16 protein-coding genes are annotated in these 18,884 nt (G+C 57.9%); 9 read left to right on the top strand and 7 right to left on the bottom strand.

Going from position 1 to position 18,884, the window contains the following annotated elements:
• Positions 1-8 precede the first annotated feature (8 nt).
• From bioB to M9920_00055, 6 genes are all read left to right on the top strand, one after another.
• Entirely contained in the window at positions 9-1,112 is a 1,104-nt protein-coding gene (gene bioB / locus M9920_00080) for a biotin synthase BioB (GenBank protein MCO5050690.1), read from the top strand.
• A gap of 157 nt (positions 1,113-1,269) precedes the next feature.
• Positions 1,270-2,034, top strand: a complete 765-nt coding sequence (locus tag M9920_00075) for a M14 family metallocarboxypeptidase (protein ID MCO5050689.1) — start codon at positions 1,270-1,272, stop codon at positions 2,032-2,034.
• 85 nt (positions 2,035-2,119) lie between these two features.
• Positions 2,120-3,133, top strand: a complete 1,014-nt coding sequence (locus M9920_00070; protein MCO5050688.1) for a phosphotransferase — start codon at positions 2,120-2,122, stop codon at positions 3,131-3,133.
• Positions 3,130-4,413 carry a phosphopyruvate hydratase gene (eno, locus tag M9920_00065; protein MCO5050687.1) on the top strand — a complete coding sequence of 428 codons (1,284 nt, stop codon included), beginning with the start codon at positions 3,130-3,132 and terminating at the stop codon, positions 4,411-4,413. Before M9920_00070 ends, eno begins: the two co-directional genes overlap by 4 nt.
• Positions 4,414-4,489: 76 nt before the next feature.
• The gene (locus M9920_00060; protein MCO5050686.1) at positions 4,490-5,299 is read left to right on the top strand and encodes an ABC-2 family transporter protein; all 810 of its coding nucleotides are present in this window, start codon (positions 4,490-4,492) and stop codon (positions 5,297-5,299) included.
• A gap of 1 nt (position 5,300) precedes the next feature.
• Positions 5,301-6,128 carry an ABC-2 family transporter protein gene (locus M9920_00055; protein MCO5050685.1) on the top strand — a complete coding sequence of 276 codons (828 nt, stop codon included), beginning with the start codon at positions 5,301-5,303 and terminating at the stop codon, positions 6,126-6,128.
• A 91-nt stretch (positions 6,129-6,219) separates the two neighbouring features.
• Here M9920_00055 and M9920_00050 read toward each other — a convergent pair whose 3' ends face one another.
• Together M9920_00050 and M9920_00045 are read right to left on the bottom strand one after the other, a co-directional pair.
• A complete protein-coding gene (locus M9920_00050) occupies positions 6,220-6,723 on the bottom strand; it encodes a DUF488 family protein (protein ID MCO5050684.1) in 504 nt (167 codons plus the stop codon).
• Positions 6,720-7,451, bottom strand: coding sequence for an amino acid racemase (locus M9920_00045; GenBank protein ID MCO5050683.1), 732 nt, complete (start codon positions 7,449-7,451; stop codon positions 6,720-6,722). Before M9920_00045 ends, M9920_00050 begins: the two co-directional genes overlap by 4 nt.
• Positions 7,452-7,686: 235 nt before the next feature.
• Here M9920_00045 and M9920_00040 point away from each other — a divergent pair, with 235 nt between their 5' ends.
• Positions 7,687-10,494: an AAA family ATPase gene (locus M9920_00040; protein MCO5050682.1), complete on the top strand. Its 2,808-nt coding sequence runs from the start codon at positions 7,687-7,689 to the stop codon at positions 10,492-10,494.
• Between the two features lie 19 nt (positions 10,495-10,513).
• On the opposite strand, the gene accD is transcribed toward M9920_00040, so the two are convergent.
• Together accD and M9920_00030 are read right to left on the bottom strand one after the other, a co-directional pair.
• Positions 10,514-11,479 carry an acetyl-CoA carboxylase, carboxyltransferase subunit beta gene (gene accD, locus M9920_00035; protein MCO5050681.1) on the bottom strand — a complete coding sequence of 322 codons (966 nt, stop codon included), beginning with the start codon at positions 11,477-11,479 and terminating at the stop codon, positions 10,514-10,516.
• Between the two features lie 97 nt (positions 11,480-11,576).
• Entirely contained in the window at positions 11,577-12,317 is a 741-nt protein-coding gene (locus M9920_00030) for a ComF family protein (protein MCO5050680.1), read from the bottom strand.
• Between the two features lie 140 nt (positions 12,318-12,457).
• Here M9920_00030 and M9920_00025 point away from each other — a divergent pair, with 140 nt between their 5' ends.
• Complete coding sequence (locus M9920_00025; protein ID MCO5050679.1) at positions 12,458-13,312, top strand: serine/threonine protein kinase; 855 nt, start codon at positions 12,458-12,460, stop codon at positions 13,310-13,312.
• A gap of 88 nt (positions 13,313-13,400) precedes the next feature.
• A complete protein-coding gene (locus tag M9920_00020) occupies positions 13,401-13,679 on the top strand; it encodes a hypothetical protein (GenBank protein MCO5050678.1) in 279 nt (92 codons plus the stop codon).
• A 104-nt stretch (positions 13,680-13,783) separates the two neighbouring features.
• On the opposite strand, the gene M9920_00015 is transcribed toward M9920_00020, so the two are convergent.
• The 3 genes from M9920_00015 to M9920_00005 all read right to left on the bottom strand — a co-directional run bounded on the left by M9920_00015 (position 13,784) and on the right by M9920_00005 (position 18,740).
• The gene (locus M9920_00015) at positions 13,784-14,848 is read right to left on the bottom strand and encodes a cellulase family glycosylhydrolase (protein MCO5050677.1); all 1,065 of its coding nucleotides are present in this window, start codon (positions 14,846-14,848) and stop codon (positions 13,784-13,786) included.
• 131 nt (positions 14,849-14,979) lie between these two features.
• Positions 14,980-17,694, bottom strand: coding sequence for an excinuclease ABC subunit A (locus tag M9920_00010; GenBank protein MCO5050676.1), 2,715 nt, complete (start codon positions 17,692-17,694; stop codon positions 14,980-14,982).
• Positions 17,695-17,843: 149 nt separating this feature from the next.
• Positions 17,844-18,740: a LysR family transcriptional regulator gene (locus tag M9920_00005; GenBank protein ID MCO5050675.1), complete on the bottom strand. Its 897-nt coding sequence runs from the start codon at positions 18,738-18,740 to the stop codon at positions 17,844-17,846.
• Between the last annotated feature and the right edge of the window lie 144 nt (positions 18,741-18,884).

Genomic DNA, 18,884 nt, shown 5'->3' with positions numbered 1-18,884 from the left:
TGTCAAGCATGACTGCGGAATTACTTGACGGGACGCATTACTCTCAAATCGGCGCGTTGGGAGCGCGAGTGTTGGCGGGCGGCACCATCACGCGCGACGAAGCCCTGTTTCTATTCAACCTCGAAGCGTCAGCGGACATCTTTGAGTTGATGGCGTGGGCGAACCGTGTGCGCATCAAAAACAAGGGTAATAAAATCCACCTGTGCTCCATCGTGAACGCGAAGGCCGGATCCTGTTCTGAAAACTGTAGTTTCTGCTCGCAATCATCCCATTACCAGACCGGCTCGCCCAAGTACGGGTTTATTGAGCCCGAACCCATCGCGAACGCGGCCGAAGAGGCGAATCAAAATGGCGTCACCGCCGTGGGGCTGGTCGCCGCCTGGCGCGGCTTGAAAGAAGGTCCGTTGCTTGATGAAGTGTGCGAGCGGATCGAGGAAATGAAGGCTGGCGGCAAAACGCGACCGGACGCGTCGTTGGGGTTGATCGAGGAACAGCGCGTGGCGGATCGCTTGAAGGCGGCGGGATTGGAATGTTACAACCACAACTTGGAAACCTCGCGGCGTTATTTCGCCAACACCTGCACCACGCACACCTATGAGGATCGGCTGAAAACGCTGAAACATTTGAAGCAGGCCGGAATCAAGATTTGTTCGGGCGGCATCATCGGCATGGGCGAAACCCGCGAAGACCGTTGCGATCTCGCTTTCGAGTTGAAGGCGGTCGGCGCGCATATCACGCCCATCAACATTCTGAATCCAATCGCCGGAACGCCGTTCGAGCGCAAACCGCGTTTGCCGGTAATGGAAATTCTCAAAACCATCGCGTGTTTTCGCCTGATCATGCCGCGGCAGGAAATCATGATTGCCGGGGGACGCGGCGTGAATTTGCGCGACGCGCAGAGCCTGGTCTTCATGGCGGGCGCCAGCGCGCTGTTGGTCGGCAACTATCTCACGACCCTCAATCAGACGGTCGAGCGCGACTTGCAAATGCTCAAGGATTTGGGGCTGGACCCGGACTGGGATCACAGCGGTTTCGATAATCAGGAGCAGGAGGCGGACGCTGCCGAACCGGTTGCAAAAACGGAGGCGCTCGCTGAACTCGCGGCCAAATAACGCGTCTATTGGCAAGCCCGGCGGAGTTGCGTCAGGCTGTCGTTCCGCTCGTGCGTGATGGTGGAAAATGCGATTTCGTAAATGGAAGCCGCTTTTTTATTCGCGCGCCAGATGCGAGCTTTGACGCTTCACAAAATCGTGCTAAAAAATTCTTAAGGTGATACAACGGCTGGGCAAAAATGTCGGCGGGTACTTCGGGGAACGCATCAACATTCGGGAGGTTCTCAACAAAGTGGAAACCGCAGCGGCGTCCTGCGACTGGTCGGTGGAAACCTTTCACGTTGCCGAGGGACTCAAATGGATCGCGTTGCAAAAAAATATTGGTGCGGCGCAACGGCGCATTTATCTCAGCACCGGCATTCATGGAGATGAACCGGCGGGGCCGCTCGCCGCGCTGCGCTTGCTTCAGGAAAACTGCTGGCCGCAGAACACCGCGATTACCCTTCTGCCCTCGTTAAATCCGCGCGGCGCTTTACTGAACCGTCGGGAGAGTCCCGAGGGCCTTGATCTGAACCGCGATTATCGCGATGTCCGCTCACCGGAAGTGCGGGCGCATCTGGCCTGGCTCCAGCGCCAACCGCAGTTTGACCTGTGCCTGTGCCTGCACGAAGACTGGGAATCGCTGGGCTTTTACGTTTACGAATTGAATCCCGACCAACAGCCCTCGCTCGCGGAAACCATGGTCGCCGCAGTTCGTTCGGTCTGCCCGATTGATCACTCGGAATTGATCGAAGGCCGGGCCGCTCGCGGGGGCATCATCCGCCCCGAGCTGGACCCGCACACCCGTACGCTCTGGCCCGAATCGTTCTGGCTGATCCAACACAAAACCCGGCTGTCGTACACGCTCGAAGCGCCGTCCGATTTTCCACTGGAAGTCCGGGTCAAGGCGCTGGTCACGGCCGTGCATGCGGCTTTGGCTTGAGTTTGCTCCACTTCAATCGTCCGCGTTCGTGGCGTCTTTTTTACTGCTTTGGCCCGGGGCGGGCGCGTAGGTTTACACCCGGCACATGGCTGACGCTGATGAGTTTAAGGAATGGTTGCGCCGCGACGGTTGGTTGCGCGATCCGCAGGCGCAACTGCTTCCGTTGCGTGGTGGCGTCTCGAGTGAGATTTACCTGGTCGTGGACGGCGCCGAGCGCTTCGTGGTGAAGCGGGCGTTGCCCAAACTCAAAGTCCGGGACGATTGGTTTGCCGACCCGCGCCGCAACGTCAGCGAATGGAATTACTTCCAATGCGTGTCGCAGTTCTTGCCGGATGCCGTGCCGCAGTTGCGCTTTGCCAATCCGTCCGCCGGCTACTTCGGCATGGCATATCTGGGTGATGACTTTGCCAACTGGAAACAACTGTTGCTGCGCGGTGCCGGCGAAATTCAATCCGCCCAGATCGCCGGGCGCATTTTGGGAACGATTCACCGCGAGACCGCCAATCGTCCCGAGTTGCGGCGGCGTTTTGACACGCTCGAAAATTTCCACCAGCTTCGCCTTGCCCCGTACCTGCTGACGACGGGCGAACGTCATCCGGATTTGCGAGAATTTTACGAAGCCGAAGCGACCCGCCTCGCTGCCGTCAAAGAATGTCTGGTGCATGGCGATTTCAGTCCGAAGAACCTTCTGGTTTGCGGCGCACGCATGGTGCTGTTGGATGCGGAAGTGGCCTGGTACGGAGACGCCGCCTTCGACGTGGCGTTTCTGCTGAATCATCTGTTCCTCAAGGCGCTTTATCACGCGCCGCGTGATCCGGGAATCGCAGAAATGATTCAAATGTTTTGGCGGACGTACCGCGCCGAACGGTCGTCAACCAGCCGCGACCTGGAAATTACGGTCACGCGTTTGCTGACGCTGCTGCTGCTGGCGCGTGTGGACGGCAAGTCGCCGGTGGAATATCTGGATTCGACGCGCGTGGCGTTCATCCGTAACTTTGTGCCGTCGGCGCTGGCGGCGCAGCTCCCAACCGTGAACGCTCTGTCGGAGCTGTGGTTTGATTTGCTGAAAATCCTTCCGCCGCTGACCGCTAAAACATGAAAATTGCATCTGTCACGGCCTGGCAAATTTACGACTCACGCGGCGTGCCCACGGTCGAGGCGGAGGTGCGTCTGGCCAATGGAATCTTGGGGCGCGGCCTGGCGCCGTCGGGGGCTTCCACGGGACAGTTCGAGGCGTTGGAATTACGCGATCAGGACCCGCGCCGCTTCCGAGGCAAATCCGTTTTCAAAGCCATCGCGCACATCGAAAACGAAATCGCCGCGGCCTTGCGCGGACGGAATGTTTTCGAGCAACGCGCCATTGACGAACTGTTGATCCATCTGGACGGCACGCCGAACAAGCGTCGGCTCGGCGCGAACGCCGTGCTGCCGGTTTCCATGGCCGTGGCTCGGGCCGCCGCGCACGCACGCGGTGGAGCGTTGCATGTCAGCTTGGGAGCGGGAAAGGGGACGTTGCTGCCGGTGTCGGAAATCCAAATCATCGGCGGTGGTGCGCACGCGAACTGGCGGACGGACGTGCAGGATTACTTGTTGATCGCCGTCGGCGCGCGCGATTTTGCCGAGACGCTGGAAATCACCCACAACGTGTATCACGCCGTCGGTGATTTGCTGAAACAACGCGGCCAGTATTTTGGCGTGGCGGACGAGGGCGGCTTTTGGCCGGAGTTTGCCACCAACGAAGCGCCGCTCGCCGTCATCGTCGAGGCCATGCAACGCGCCGGTTACACTCCCGGTCGCGAGGCGGCCATCGCGCTTGATATCGCCGCCAGTGATCTGTTCGATGCGGCCACGCAGAAATATCAGTTTCGCCTCGAACGCCGGGAATTTACTTCGGCTGAGTTCATTCAACTGATGGAGGATTGGTGCGCCCGTTATCCAATTGTTTCGATTGAAGATCCGCTGGCGGACACCGATTGGGCGGGTTGGCGGCAGATCGCGTCATCCCTTGGCGCGCGCGTACAGTTGGTGGGAGATGACCTGTTCACCACCCAGGTCGCGCGGATTCAACAGGGTATCGAGCAAAAGGTCGCCAACGCGGTGCTGATCAAACTCAATCAAATCGGCACGGTGACGGAAACGCTGGACGCCATTCACCTGACGCAGCAGGCCGGCTGGCAGCCCATCGTGTCCGCCCGCTCGGGTGAAACCGAGGACGCCTTTATCTCGCACCTTGCGGTTGCCACCAACGCCGGCCAGATCAAGGTCGGTTCTTTCACTCGCAGCGAACGCCTGGTGAAGTGGAACGAGTTGATTCGCATTGACCGCGATTTGCGCGACCGCGCGCGTTTCGCGGGTTTCTCCGCCGCCCGTTCGCCGTGAAATTTCGTCGGCAAAGGGCGTCGCACAAACGGCTGGGAGCCGCGCCGGGCGCCTGATAATTTTGCCTTGGTAGCGCATGAGGAAATACTGGCAGGTCATTGGAATCGGGGTGCAGAACCATCTGACGTACCGATTTAATTTTCTCGCGCGCACGCTGTTCGATTTCATTCCGCTCACCGCGTTGCTGTTGTTGTGGCGGACCATTTACGCCGGCAAAGAGGCGGGCGCCGCCGTGGCCACCTTCACGCTGGCGCAAATGACCACCTATTATTTGATCGTGACCGTGGTGGATGTTTTGACCGCCGTGAATGATGACGATTGGCAGATCGCCGCTGACATCAAGGACGGCAACATCAGCCAGTTTTTGCTCAAGCCCATTGACTACCTGTGGTTCCGGTTTTGCGTGTTTCTGGCTGGGCGCGCGGTTTATCTGACCGTGGCCGCGCTACCCATCACCGCCGTGATTTTGCTGTTGCACCAATACTTCCTGCTGCCGTCCAGTTTTGGCGTGTTGCTGTTATTCTTGCTCTCGGTGGTCTTGACCGCCCTGCTGCAATTTTTCCTCTCCTACACGCTGGCCATGCTGGCGTTTTGGTTGCTCGAAATCTCCACCTTCGTGTTCATTCTGTACGCGCTGGAATACATCGCCAGCGGCCACATGTTCCCGCTCGATATTTTGCCGGACTCACTCCGCTTTTTCTTGATGAACTTCACTCCGTTTCCCTATCAACTGTATTTGCCCGTGGCCATTTATCTGGAAAAAATCTCCGGGCGCGAACTTGCCATCGGCTTGTTGATGCAAGCCGCCTGGGTTTTCGTCGCCTACCTGTTGGCGCGCTTTGCGTGGCGGTGCGGCATCAAAAAATACGCGGCGGCAGGAGGCTGACATGACGACCCCTTCAACCAATGGATTGCAACGCGGCCGCCGTTACCTGGCGATTTACCGGGCGCTGCTGAAAAATTCCGTCACCCGCGAAATGATGTTCAAGGGCAACTTCCTGCTCTGGATCGTGGTCGAGATTGCCTGGTTTGCCATGCAGATTGGATTCATCTCCGTGCTTTACCTGCACACGGAAGCCATCGGCACCTGGACCAAATGGCAGGTGGTGCTATTGATCGGCGCGAGCCATTTCATCCAGCAACTTTACCAGACCCTTTTCCTCGTGAATTGCCTCAACCTCTCCGAACTGGTGCGCAGCGGCAAACTGGACTTTCTGCTGATGCTGCCCGTCAACACGCGCTTCCTGCTCTCCCTGCGGCAACTCGATCTGGGCGGATTGGTCAATGCCTCCTTTGCCGTGATCGTGATGCTTTACGCCGGAGGAAAACTCGGGCTGACGCTGACCCTGTCGCGCTTGCTGATTTTTCTGGGACTTTGCGTGCTGGGGATTTGCATCCATTACTGCCTGATGTTCTCGCTCGCCGCGATCAGCTTCTGGACCGTGCGCGCCCAGGGGATTGTCCACGGCTACTACAACCTGTTCAACATCGCCCGAATGCCCGACGAAGCGTTTCCACGCGGCGGCGTGTTTCGTTCCGTATTCACCTTTGTGCTGCCTGTGTTGCTCGTCTCCAACGTGCCCGTGCGCCTCTTGACCGATCGCCTGACCCCCACCTCCATCTGGCTGCTGGTGGGCATGGCGATTTTATGCGCCCTGGCCTCGGAATGGATCTGGCGTCGGTCCGTGCGCCGCTATACCAGCGCCAGTTCCTAGTCGCTTTGAGTTGCAAGTCAGTCGTTCGTGGAGTCGGGATTAGCCGCCGAGGTGAAATGGAAACAAAAATTCGGGCTGCGCTGTGCGTGTGTCAAGGCAGGTGGGCCAACAGGTATTCGCGTAACACCAGGGCTGGATTATGGCGCGCGTCGCAACCGTCATGAATCAATGCCAGCGCGCCGTTCTGAAGGGCGGCATAGCATGGTGACAGTGCTTCCTGCCGACCGTTGAGTTCGTTCCAATAGCGCTCGCGAAATTCAATCCAACGCGTTGGCGGATCGGCCAGGAACCACTCCCGCAAGCCAGCGCTGGGAGCGAGTTGTTGATGCCAATCAGCGGTCGAGTCGCGAACGGGCTCCGCTTTCGTAGGCTTGGCACATTCGACAAAAACTCGTGTGCCGTCAGAGGGAGCGGGAGCTTCGTGGATGCTTTTGATTTGGATGTTGGGCGGTGGTTTTAGAAGATTTTCGAATTCACCCAGATAACACGTGGGGCTTGAGGCCTCCAGTATTTCGTCTTCGCTGCCTTCGGATTGAGACGGCATCGGCGCTTGGGCGGGACGGTCGGATTCGGAAGATCGTTGCGGTGAACTCATGATCGGGCGGCGTTGATCCGAGTGGTCGGAGTGATTGGTGGTTCGTCGGAGGAATTGGCAAATTCCAGAATCGCTTCCGCGTGAATTTTTGTGGTGTCGAAAAGAGGCAGTTGCGTGTCTGCCGGTTGAATCAACAGCGACAGCTCCGTGCAACCAAGCACAACCGCTTCCGCTCCGCGTTCCTGCAAAGTCGCGAGCATCCGGCACGCCGCCTGCCGCGATTCGGGACGGAGCTGACCATGCGCAAGTTCGTCCCAGATAATGCGATCCAGTTCCTGGCGTTGCGCGGCGTCAGGCACGACGGTTTGAATGTTTTCGGTCGCAAAGTATTTTTGGAAGAAGCCAAATTCCATGGTGGCTTTGGTGCCCAACAAGGCGACGTTTTTGTGGGCGGCCCGTTTCAGGGCCACCGCCGTGGCTTCCATGATGGTGACGATTTTGAGCGGTGTCGCGGTTTGGATGCGCTCGTAGGCGTTGTGCGGAGTGTTGGCCAGGATGGCGGCAAATTCCGCTCCGGCGTTTTTCAAGCGGTGCAGGGCGGCTAGCAGAATGGTCGCTACGCCCTCCCAATCATTGACTTCAAATAAACGCACCAACTCGGCGAGGTTCAGACTTTCGATGGTGAGGCGGGGAAAATTCAATCCGCCGCAGCGACGGTTATGTTCGCGGCAGATGATCTGATAGTAGTGGACGGTGGATTCCGGACTCAGCCCACCAATTAAACCCATGTGTTTCACAGTAAAGTTTTCTCCATGCTCGCGAAATTTTGCCGAAGCCATTTGGGCAACACATTCAGCGTAGCGCAGAAGGTCTGGGTTCAACAGAATTTCTTTGCGCCGCGAGTGAGCGCTTCCGCGCCGGACTGAATGAAAATCCAGAGTTCATCCCGCGTTTTCAGGCAGGTTTTGCGGTGTCGCCGGGGGAAACTTGACGCGGCGAAGTTGTTTAGCACATTGATGAACTATGCAATTGGACAAGTTGACCATTAAGTCCCAGGAAGCGCTGGCTGAAGCGCAACGGATCGCTCACGGCTACTCGCATCAGGGGGTGGATTGCGAGCATTTGTTGCTGGCGTTGATTGGGCAGGGCGAAAGCCTCGTGCCGGGGCTGTTGGAAAAGATCGGCGTGCCGCCCAGCGCGTTGCAATCGGAGGTGGAGCAGGAGCTGGGACGTCGCCATAAGGTGCAGGGTACGAGCAGTGCGGATATTTATCTCAGCAGCGAATTGAAGAAAGCCTTGGACGCCGCGCAGGCGGAAGCCGGCAAACTCAAAGACGATTACCTCAGCACCGAACATCTGTTGCTGGGCATCCTCGACGCTGGTGGTTCGGCATTGCAGCAGATTTTCAAAACCCACGGGCTTAAACGCGAGGTGGTACTTAAAGCGCTGGCAGAGTTGCGCGGTAATCAGCGCGTCACCGATCAAGCCCCCGAGGGCAAATTTCAGGCGCTCGAAAAATACGGGCGCGATCTTACCGCGCTGGCCCGGCAGGGCAAAATTGATCCAGTAATCGGGCGCGACGAGGAAATCCGGCGTGTGATGCAGGTGTTGACGCGGCGCACCAAGAATAATCCGGTGCTCATCGGCGAACCGGGTGTCGGCAAAACCGCCATCGCGGAAGGATTGGCGCGGCGCATCGTGAGCGGTGACGTGCCGGAATCGCTCAAGAACAAACGACTGGTGGCAATGGACCTCGGCGCGATGATTGCCGGTGCGAAATATCGGGGCGAATTCGAGGATCGGTTGAAGGCGTTCCTCAAGGAGATTGCCGCCAGCGAAGGCAAAATCATTCTGTTCATTGACGAGTTGCATACGCTCGTCGGCGCCGGTGCGGCGGAAGGCGCGACGGATGCGGCCAACATCATGAAACCGCAATTGGCGCGCGGCGAACTGCGTTGCGTGGGGGCCACCACGCTGGATGAGTACCGCAAGCACATTGAGAAAGACCCGGCCTTGGAGCGCCGCTTTCAACCGGTGATGGTGACCGAGCCAACGGTCGAGGCAACCATTGCCATTTTGCGCGGTCTTAAGGAGCGTTACGAAGTGCATCACGGTGTGCGGATTCAAGACGCGGCGCTGGTGGCGGCGGCGACGTTATCGCATCGCTACATCGCGGACCGGTTTCTGCCGGATAAAGCGATTGATCTCGTGGATGAGGCGGCCTCGCGCATCAAAATGGAGCTGGATTCCAAACCCACTGAGTTGGATCAACTGGACCGGCAGGTTTTGCAATTGGAGATCGAGCGCACGTCGTTGGCCAAGGAAAAAGATGCCGCCAGTAAGGAGCGCCTCAAATTGCTGGAACAGGAACTTGCCAATCTGAAAGAGAAATCCAAAGCGCTCACGGCGCAATGGCAGAACGAAAAGACTGCGGTCAACGCGGTCAGCATCGTGCAGCAGCAGTTGGAGCAGGCGAAAATTGAATTGGAGAAAGCGCAACGCGGGGGAGACTTGAGCAAGTCCGCTGAGATTCAATACGGCAAAATTCCTGCGCTGGAGAAGAAACTGGCGGCCGTGGCTGCAACGCTGGAACGTGGCGGCGACGCCTCGTCGCCGGAGAGCAGCAGTAACAGTGAGTTGGCTTCTGTCGGTGGGACTTCGTCCCGGGGTGACGATGGCGTCACCTCCACCAAGCGCGACGCCTCGTCGCCGGAGAGCGGCAGTAGCCGCGAGTTGGCTTCCGTCGGTGGAACTTCATCCCGAGGTGACGATGGCGTCACCTCCACCAGGCGCGACGCCTCGTCGCCACTGCGGCTGTTGCGGCAGGAAGTCACCGATGAGGACATTGCGCGCGTCGTGGCGTCATGGACACATATTCCCGTGTCCCGAATGCTCGAAGGCGAACGCGAGAAATTGCTCCAGATGGAGGCCCGGTTGCAGCAGCGCGTCATTGGTCAGAAACCAGCCGTGGTGGCGGTTGCCAATGCCGTGCGCCGCTCGCGCAGCGGTTTGCAGGACCCGAATCGCCCCATCGGCTCGTTCATTTTCCTCGGCCCTACTGGTGTGGGTAAAACGGAAACCGCCCGCGCGCTGGCGGAATTTCTGTTCGACGATGAGAACGCCATGATCCGCATTGACATGAGCGAATACATGGAGAAGCACACCGTGGCGCGGCTGGTTGGCGCGCCGCCAGGTTACGTTGGTTACGAGGAAGGCGGGCAACTCAGCGAAGCGGTCCGGCGGCGTCCGTATTCGGTGGTGCTGTTCGATGAAATCGAGAAGGCGCACCATGATGTGTTTAACGTGTTGTTGCAGGTGCTTGATGATGGCCGGCTCACGGACGGGCAGGGGAGGACTGTGGATTTCAAGAACACCATTGTCATCATGACCAGCAATCTCGGCTCGCCCATCATTCAGGAATACTTCATGGACGGGCATACCACCATCGGCGCGCGGACGGCCATGGAGGACAAGGTGATGGCGGAATTGAAACGGCATTTTCGACCGGAATTTCTGAATCGCGTGGACGACGTGATCATTTTCCAGAGTCTCGACGAAGGTGAGTTGGCGCGCATTGTGGACATCCAGCTAGGGCGGTTGGAAGCGCGTCTTGCGCAGCAGAGTCTCACGCTCGACGTGGATGCTGCGGCCAAGAAGCTATTGGCCAGCGAAGGTTACGATCCGCAATTTGGCGCGCGTCCGCTGAAACGCGCGATTCAAACCCATCTGCTCGATCCGCTGGCAAGCAAGCTGTTGGCGGGAGAATTCAAGCCCGGCGAAAAAATCCACGTCAGCGCCAAAGGCGACAGTCTGACGTTCAGGGTGAAGTGATTGGTCAGGAAACGGGAGGTTAAGCCGCAGCTCCAGTCGCTGTCGCTTTGCGACCGGTCATGAGGAAAGCCATGTATTCGATCAGGCGTTCCTTCATTTCATTGCGGGAGATGATGGCGTCAATCAATCCGTGTTTGAGCAGGAATTCCGAGGTTTGAAAATCCGGCGGCAATTCCGCCTGGGTGGTGTCCTTGATTACGCGCGCTCCGGCAAAGCCGATCATCGCTTCGGGTTCGGCAAGAATCAAATCGCCCACCGTCGCGAAACTGGCCATCACTCCAGCCATGGTGGGATGGGTCAGGACGCTGATGAAGGGCAATTTGGCCCGTGCGTGATAAGCCAGCGCCCCGCAGGTTTTGGCCATCTGCATCAGACTGAACATGCCCTCGTACATGCGCGCGCCGCCACTGGTGGAAATGATTATGATCGGGATTTCTTTTTCCGTTCCGGTTTCAATCAGGCGCGTTAGTTTTTCCCCAACCACCGAGCCCATGCTGCCGCCAATGAAGCTGAAATCCATCACGCCCAACGCGACCCGCTGCGTGCCGATCTGTCCGATTCCGGTGATGACGGCGTCTTTGAGGTTCGTTTTCTTCCAACTGGCCGCCAGCTTGTCTTTGTAGGAGGACGCGCCGGTGAAGCCCAACACATCCACGCTGGTCATGGTGGCGTTCGTTTCCTCAAAGGAGCACGTTTCCACAAGCGAATGAATGCGTTCACGCGCCCCGATTGGAAAATGGTGGCCGCATTTCATGCAAACCTTCAGATTTTCATCCAGCTCCTTGTCAAAGAGCATTTCCTCACACTTCGGGCATTTCGTCCACAACCCCGCTGGAAATTCCTTCTTTTTGGTTTTACCGGTGGCGATTTTAAGTTTCTTTTTGACGAAGGTGGACGTGCCGACCTGTGGTTCAGGCGGCGGGGTGAGTGCGGGTTCAACCGGGGAAACGTCCGGCCCGGCTTTGGTGAAAGTGGTGGTGGACATGGTCAAAAAGGGATTGCGGCTGGCATGGCCAGCAAGTCGCCTGAATGGGCAGGCTCGGTTTCAAAGCTACGACTCATCTTAACAGCCAATTTATTATTCAAAGTCCGCGCGCAACTGTCCAGACGCAAACTTCGCCCGCGCCGATTTTCCGCAACACCCGGGCGCAGGCACTGGTGGTCGCCCCGGTGGTCAAAACGTCGTCCACGAGGATAATCCTCTCGCCATTCAATTTAGCGTTATTCCGCGCCGCAAAGGCCCAGCGCACATTCTCGGCGCGTTGCTTTCTTGATAGCAAAGTTTGCGTTCGCGTTGGGACAATGCGTCGCAGTAAATCCATTCGCAGCGGAATTCCCAACGCCTGGGCCAGCGGCCGCGCCAGTCGTTCGGCTTGATTAAACTCCCGCTCGCGCTGTTTGAGCGGGTGTAACGGCACGGGAACCACGCAGTCCCAGGGTGGCGTTTGCAGAATCGGCCCCGCCGCTTGAATGAGCAAATCCATCAAAAACGGCTCGAACCAAAGTGCGCGCTGGTATTTGAAGCGATGGATGACGTCCAGCGCGATTCCTTTCGCGGCAATCACGGAGCGCGCGGTGGAGAAGTGCAATTCCATGTCGCGACAATTGGCGCACTCGAACGTCCCTGAAATGTCTCCCGGGAAGGGCAATCCGCACCGCCCGCAAAAGGGCGGTTCGATGAATTGCAGGTGCTTCCGACAGTTCGCGCCGACAAAGCCGTCCTGCGGCGAGGCCATTTCATTCGCGCAGAGCTGACAGACACGCGGATAAAACCAAGCCAGACCCGCTTCGCTGAAGGATTTCAAGGCGGAATGTCGGGTCATGCGTCACCTTAAAAATCGCCGCGCCTCAGACCAAGCCTAAACTGCATGGGCCGGCCGATGGTTTGCCGATGCGGTTTGCCGGTATCGCCGGCCAATAAAACAAAGTGGCGAGCGAGCGGGTTTCCTGCTAAATCACTTGCGTGTTCGGTTTGTTTAACAAATCCCATCAGGTTAGTTCCGCCACGCCCGGGCCGTTCGGGAAGTTCACCCTGCATGAATTGATCGCCACCGGCGGCATGGCGGAAATCTGGTTGTCGAGCGATCCGGCCGGGAAGCAATTTGCCGTCCGGCGATTGCTGCCCGAATTGCGCGGAGATTCCACGGCCAAAAAACGGTTTTTGCATGGTTGCGATGCCTTGGAAACCTGTCAGGGGCATCCCGGGATCATCGGCTATTACGAGCACGGTAAAATTGACGGATTGCTTTACTGCCTGATGGAATACGTCGAAGGCGCGAGTCTGAAGGTGCTTTACGCGCGCCACGATCAGGTGCTGCTCGATAACGTGGCGCAAATTCTCATAGACATGGCCGAGGCGCTGGAACATGTCCACGAGAGCGGATTTTTACATCTCGATTTCAAGCCGGAAAACGTGATCGTTTCGCCCAATGCCGCCGTGCGCTTGGTGGATTTTGATCTGGCGCAACCGATTGGCGACAAACCGTTGAAGATCGGTAAAAACCCCGGCACGCCAACTTACATGGCCCCGGAACAATTGTCGGGACAAGCGATTGATCGGCGCGTAGACGTCTTTGCTTTTGGCGTCACGGCGTACGAATTGTTGACCAATCAGAAACCTTTTTCCGGCGAGACCTCAACCGAGATTTTGCTGGCGCAAATCGACCGCACCAATTTTTTGCTCCCGCGTCAGTTGAATCCCGATCTGCCGATTGGTCTGGAAAAAATCATTCTCAAGTGTCTGGAACTTGATCCAGCCAAACGCTATCCGTTTCTGAGCATTCTGGTTCGCGATCTGAAGCAGTCGCTTTACTTGTAAAATTCGGAACGGGGTGCGTCTGCAGTCCGGTTTAATCGGTACCCGGTACGAGACTGGCTCTATTCGACCGGCGAGATGTAGTTGGCTTATGATGTTTTTACGATATTTCTTCTATGTGGTGCTGGGAGCGCTGTTTTCCGCGGTGTTGGGTGGATTATTTGCCGCGATGGTGGCGCTCATTTCTCCTGATTTCGTGCGTGAACTGTTCTCGCCGGCGGAAACGGCAAACCTGACTCGCTACGCGATGGCCGTGGGAATGATTTGGGGAATTTTTTTGGGCACAGCGGTCACAGCCTTTTCCCTGTTTCTAGTCACCGTGCTGCAGGTCGCTCGATTGTGGAAACGCCGGTCGGACGGGCGATCTTAATTTCAGCCAGCGTTTGCAGACTGGACGGAAGTGGGGCGCGGCAGGCAAAGTAAAGCCGGGGGCTTTGATGGGGGCGTTGCGGCTCTGTCCGAACCAACCGTGCCTCAGTGATTCTGATTTGGATTGGCGGTCTCGAATAACTGCAACCAGGCGCGCGTAAGGGCGGCGGGAATGCCTTCGATTTGCTCCAACTCCTCCGGGGTTTGCCCCCAATAAAAACCAATCCACCCGGACGCGGGCGGGGAGGAACGCTCGATGAATTCACGGAGTTCCGGCGCGGTGCAGGTCAAGGGAAACAGCTCTTCGATCAGCAGCGGTTTGCCCACATCGAACTTTTTCAACCGGCCCAAGCTTTCCTCCACTTGGCCACTCCGAGGGTATTCGTGAACGGAAATGAAATCGAGGTGCGGCGCCACCGCTTCCACCAACGCGCGGCCGCTGTTCGGCAACATGCCGAGCGTGATTAGATGTCGCTGATCGTGCTGTCGAATGGCGCGCGCCATTTGCGCCGCCCACGCCTGGGCAATTTGTGGCGGAGTTCGCCCCGCGGGAGTGAGCGTGAGGGCCTGCACATAATAAAATCCGCCCAGATGCCCCGTAAGCCAGTCGCCGGGAGCGCGCGGTTCCGTGGGCACGAACGGTTCGTTCATGAGGTCGTAGCAAAAGATGGCCGGACTGTTGGCGCTGGTGGCGGCGATGAATTCCCAGAATTTCGCCTGCGTCCGCCAGCGTTCGGATTCGTCCATGGCGTCGTACCACTTGGGCGCATCCGATTTGCGGTAACTGGCCAGACCCGTGAGGTCCAGGTACAACCCGGTGCGCTCCGCGAGCTGGAGCAGGCGGGTGAGTTGTTGCAATGAAGTTGGGTTCGCTTCCTCAGGGCCGTTCATGAACCGGGCCAATTGGAGATGGATGCGCACCACGTTGGCGCCGAGTTGCTTCATCTCATGAAAATCCGCAGCGACCGTCTCCCACTCACTTTCCCAATAATCCTCCAGCAAACGCATTTTATGGTCGTGATCGTAATTGAACCCCCACGGAATGAATTTTCTTTTGCTTTCCGCAAAGGCGAATTCGCGTTGGCTCGTGATTACCTGAACCCACTCCAGTGGCGGGGGAGTGGGGCGGACCGAGTGACACGCGCTGGCGAACAGAACGCAACTCAGCAAAATCAATCCGCATGGATTCCGCAGCCTCCGCGCAACGGACGATGCTCGCAAGCGGGTGAAAGCAGTGGATGACATTCAGACTGGTTGGAACGTAGTTTTTCCGTTCAGAATTTCTTGGCCGCCCGAGGCAATCATGGTGGGAGCAGTTTGCGCAGGAACCGACCGGTATGTGAAGCTTGGTTCCGTGCCACTTGTTCCGGCGTTCCCTCGCAGACAATGCGTCCGCCGTCCGCGCCGCCTTCCGGGCCGAGATCAATGACCCAGTCCGCTTCGGCGATCAGATCGAGATTGTGTTCAATGACGATGACCGTATGCCCGGCGTCCACGAGCCGTTGCAACACTTCCACGAGCCGTTTCACGTCGGCCATGTGCAGGCCAATGGTCGGTTCTTCGAGAATGAAAAGGTTGTGTTTGGTGGCTTTCGATTGTGCGCGCGCTGGCAAATCGAGCTGCGGTTTCAATCCGCTCAACAAGTGCGTCACCAACTTCACGCGTTGCGCCTCGCCACCGCTCAGCGTCGGACTTTGTTGCCCAAGTTTGAGGTAATCCAGGCCCGTGTCGCGCAGCGCTTCGAGGGCGCGTCTGATTTTGGGCACACCGGCGAAATGCGCGATGCCGGCCTCGACGGACAGGTCCAGCACTTCCGCGATGGTTTTCCCGCCGTAGCGGATGTCCAGCGTTTCCGGATTGAAACGCGAGCCGTTGCAAGTTTCGCAGCGCACGAATGCGGGCGGCAGGAAGTTCATCTCCAGTTTGATCTGACCCGCACCCTGACATTCGGGACAACGACCCTGCGCGCTGTTGAAGGAAAACCGGCTCGCGGTGTAGCCACGCATCCGGGCTTCCGGCACCAGCGCGAATAACTGTCGAATTTCATCGAAGAACCCCACGTAAGTTGCGGGAATCGAACGCGGAGTGCGTCCGATCGGGGATTGATCCACTTCGTAAACCGCCTTCAAGTTTTCATAGCCGCTCAAGCGACCGATGGCGCGATTTGGCGAATGTCCCGTCGTTCGGGCGCTGGGCTTCTTCAGTGCCGTTTCGAGCGCAGGCAACAGACACTCGCGAATCAACGTGCTTTTGCCTGAACCGCTGACCCCGCTGACCACCACAAAACGGCCCAGCGGAAAATTGACGGTGAGCTGTTTCAAATTGTTGATGGCCGCGCTCCGCAAAGTGAGCTTGCCGGTCAAGCGGCGGTGGTGGGAATTGAATAGCGGACGGCGCTGTCCGCGAGCGGGAAAGTTTCGCGTCTCTCGCAAACACTGGCCCGTGACGGATTGCGGATGTCGCCGTAGCTCTTGTAGCGTGCCGACGGCCACGACCGCGCCGCCGTGTTCGCCCGCGCCCGGCCCGAGATCAATCACGCAATCCGCCCGGCGCATGGTGGCTTCATCGTGCTCCACGACCACGACCGAGTTGCCACGCGCGCGCAATTTTTGAAGCACATCCAGGAGTTGTTCGTTATCGCGGGCGTGCAGACCAATGGTCGGCTCGTCCAATACGTAAAGGACTCCGCTGAGATTTGAACCCAGTTGCGCGGCCAGACGAATGCGCTGGGCTTCGCCGCCGGAAAGCGTCGGCACGGCCCGACCCAATTGCAGATAGCCCAGTCCGACTTCGTTAAGGAAATGCAGGCGTTCGCGAATCTCGGGCAAAATGTTGCGCGCGATCTCGGCGGCGCGTCCGGTGAATTTCAAACGACGAACGAACGCCAGTGCCGCCGCCACATCAAACGAAGAAAAATCGTCAATCGTCGGGGCAATTTCCTTTGTCGGCGTAATTTTGGGGCGACCAACCAGAGGCGGCTTTTGATGCAATCGCACCGCGCGCGCCACCGGATTCAATCGCGAGCCGTGACATTCGGGGCACACCTCGCGCTCCTGCGCCCAGCTCCACCAGCTTTCTTCAATGGCGTCGGCATCCGCGCCGCGCTCGACATCAGGCAGATAGAACAACTCGCCAAAACCGCGACAACGCGGACACCAGCCTTGCGAGGAGTTGTAGGAAAAATTCTTCGGATCGAGGGGCGCGAACGAGCGGTTGCAGCGCGGACAGGCGCGTTCCGTGGAATGAACGGTGAGTTGTTGGCGCCGATCAAGTGCGAACAATGTCCCGGTACCAAGTTTGAGCGTTTCGTCCACCAATTGCTCTGGCGCGCGACCCTTAGGCGAAGATTTTGCCGTCAACATTCCGACCACAATTTCCACGTCGTGCTCCCGGAATCGGTCCAGGCGAAAGGGTTGGTCCGAACGGTGGAATTGGCCATCGGCACGGATTTGGCGATAACCATGCGCCGCCGCCCAATGCGCGATATCGCTGTGAAAACCCTTGCGATTCCGCACCACGGGCGCAAGCAGCACCAGCTCGCCGCGTCGCTGCCGCTCGGATTGCAGATGACGGGTGAGTTCGTCGTGCGTTTGCGCGGTCACGGCCACCTGACAATCCGGGCAATACTGCGTGCCGAGCCGCGCGAACAGCAGCCGGATGAAGTGATAAATCTCGGTGACGGTGGCCACGGTGCTTTTGCCGCCACCGCGTGTGGTGCGTTGCTCGATACTGACGGTGGGTGGCAGGCCGGTGATCAAATCCACTTCCGGGCGCGCCATCTGTTCGATGAACTGCCGCGCATAAACGTTCATCGAATCAAGAAACCGACGTTGTCCCTCGTTGAACAGAAGATCGAATGCCAGCGTGCTCTTGCCGGAACCGCTGACCCCGGTGATGACCACAAATTGATCGCGCGGAATCGCGAGCGAAAGGTTTTTGAGATTGTGTTGGCGCGCGCCGTGAATCGAGATCAAATTCTGTTTCGCCCCGTAATCGAATTCCGCAAGATCAAGCACACGCCAGTATGGTCGAGAGTGGCAGCAACTGCAAAAGACGAATTTTTTTGCCCAACGAGATAAGGAGCGAGGACTCAAATTGGCATTTGCTGATCCGCACTTTTGCAGATCCAGCCTGACGAACAAACCTTACGAAGGATTGTGGCTCCTCAGCGTTTCACGCGGCCCGCGCCAGCTTGCAACAGCTCGACAAAGGCCGTCGCATGCGGATGGAGTTGGCGCCCGCGCCGATGGACTATGCCCAGCGGCCGCACGAAATTGTGATCGGTAAAAGGCACGGCGACGAGGGTGTTCGCGCGCACCTCAAATTCCAGCGTCGGTCGCGGCAGAATGGCCACCCCGGAGCCGGCCTCGACCGCGCGCTTGACCGCTTCAACATTGTCGAAGGTCAACACCACCTTCACGGCGACATCGTGCAACCGCAAAAAACTATCAATCTTTTTTCGGACCAGCAAATTGGCATCGAATCCTACGAAAGCTTCACCGGCCAGATGGTTGACTGAAAGCCGCTTTTCCCGAGCCAGGCGATGTTGCGGCGGGCAGGCCACCACCATTGGTTCATTGCGCCACGGAATGATGGACAAGCCACGATACCCTCGTGGAAAGGAAACAATTCCGAGGTCCACTTCATCGTTGAGCACGCGTTCACAAACGCGACTGGGATGCAGGTATTCCAACTCGATTCGCGCCTGCGGTTGCAATTCGCTGAACCGCCGCACACAACGACTCATGTCCACCAGATTCACTGAATAAATCGCCGCCACGCGCACCACCGATTCGGCGCTCAAGGGTTTGCTGCTGACTTCGCGTTCCAGTGCGAAGTAAGCGTCCAATAATTTTCGGCACCCGTCGTAAAACAGGCGGCCTTCCTGCGTCAGCACCCACGGGCGCCGTGAACGATCAATGAGCGTTACCCCGAGATGCTTTTCCAGCCGTTGGATGCTCAGGCTGGCCGTGGCCTGCATGACGTCATTGGCGTCGGCGGCACGAGAGAAACTGTGGAGGCGCACCACGTCGCAAAAGGTTTTGAGGGTGTCAATTCGCATTGTGATTTTTAATATAAAAAGAATTCACATTGCTTTAAGCCTAGTCAGCCGGTTGATCGCGTCAACGGCTAACCTCCGATTAAGTGACGTTTAAGCGCGCTGTAGTCAACTACAGCGGTTTAATTAAAGTTGTAGCCGTGGCAT

The sequence above is a fragment of the Verrucomicrobiia bacterium genome, from assembly GCA_023953615.1.
GTDB lineage: Bacteria > Verrucomicrobiota > Verrucomicrobiia > Limisphaerales > JADLHS01 > JADLHS01.
This window is presented reverse-complemented; position numbering and strand designations above follow the sequence as displayed.

Excerpts from the sequence above, each read along its gene's own strand:
- bioB (MCO5050690.1), top strand. The coding sequence starts at position 9 with ATGACTGCGGAATTACTTGACGGGACGCATTACTCTCAAATCGGCGCG.
- M9920_00070 (MCO5050688.1), top strand. The coding sequence starts at position 2,120 with ATGGCTGACGCTGATGAGTTTAAGGAATGGTTGCGCCGCGACGGTTGG.
- eno (MCO5050687.1), top strand. The coding sequence starts at position 3,130 with ATGAAAATTGCATCTGTCACGGCCTGGCAAATTTACGACTCACGCGGC.
- M9920_00060 (MCO5050686.1), top strand. The coding sequence starts at position 4,490 with ATGAGGAAATACTGGCAGGTCATTGGAATCGGGGTGCAGAACCATCTG.
- M9920_00055 (MCO5050685.1), top strand. The coding sequence starts at position 5,301 with ATGACGACCCCTTCAACCAATGGATTGCAACGCGGCCGCCGTTACCTG.
- M9920_00050 (MCO5050684.1), bottom strand. The coding sequence starts at position 6,723 with ATGAGTTCACCGCAACGATCTTCCGAATCCGACCGTCCCGCCCAAGCG.
- M9920_00045 (MCO5050683.1), bottom strand. The coding sequence starts at position 7,451 with ATGGGTTTAATTGGTGGGCTGAGTCCGGAATCCACCGTCCACTACTAT.
- M9920_00040 (MCO5050682.1), top strand. The coding sequence starts at position 7,687 with ATGCAATTGGACAAGTTGACCATTAAGTCCCAGGAAGCGCTGGCTGAA.
- accD (MCO5050681.1), bottom strand. The coding sequence starts at position 11,479 with ATGTCCACCACCACTTTCACCAAAGCCGGGCCGGACGTTTCCCCGGTT.
- M9920_00030 (MCO5050680.1), bottom strand. The coding sequence starts at position 12,317 with ATGACCCGACATTCCGCCTTGAAATCCTTCAGCGAAGCGGGTCTGGCT.
- M9920_00020 (MCO5050678.1), top strand. The coding sequence starts at position 13,401 with ATGATGTTTTTACGATATTTCTTCTATGTGGTGCTGGGAGCGCTGTTT.
- M9920_00005 (MCO5050675.1), bottom strand. The coding sequence starts at position 18,740 with ATGCGAATTGACACCCTCAAAACCTTTTGCGACGTGGTGCGCCTCCAC.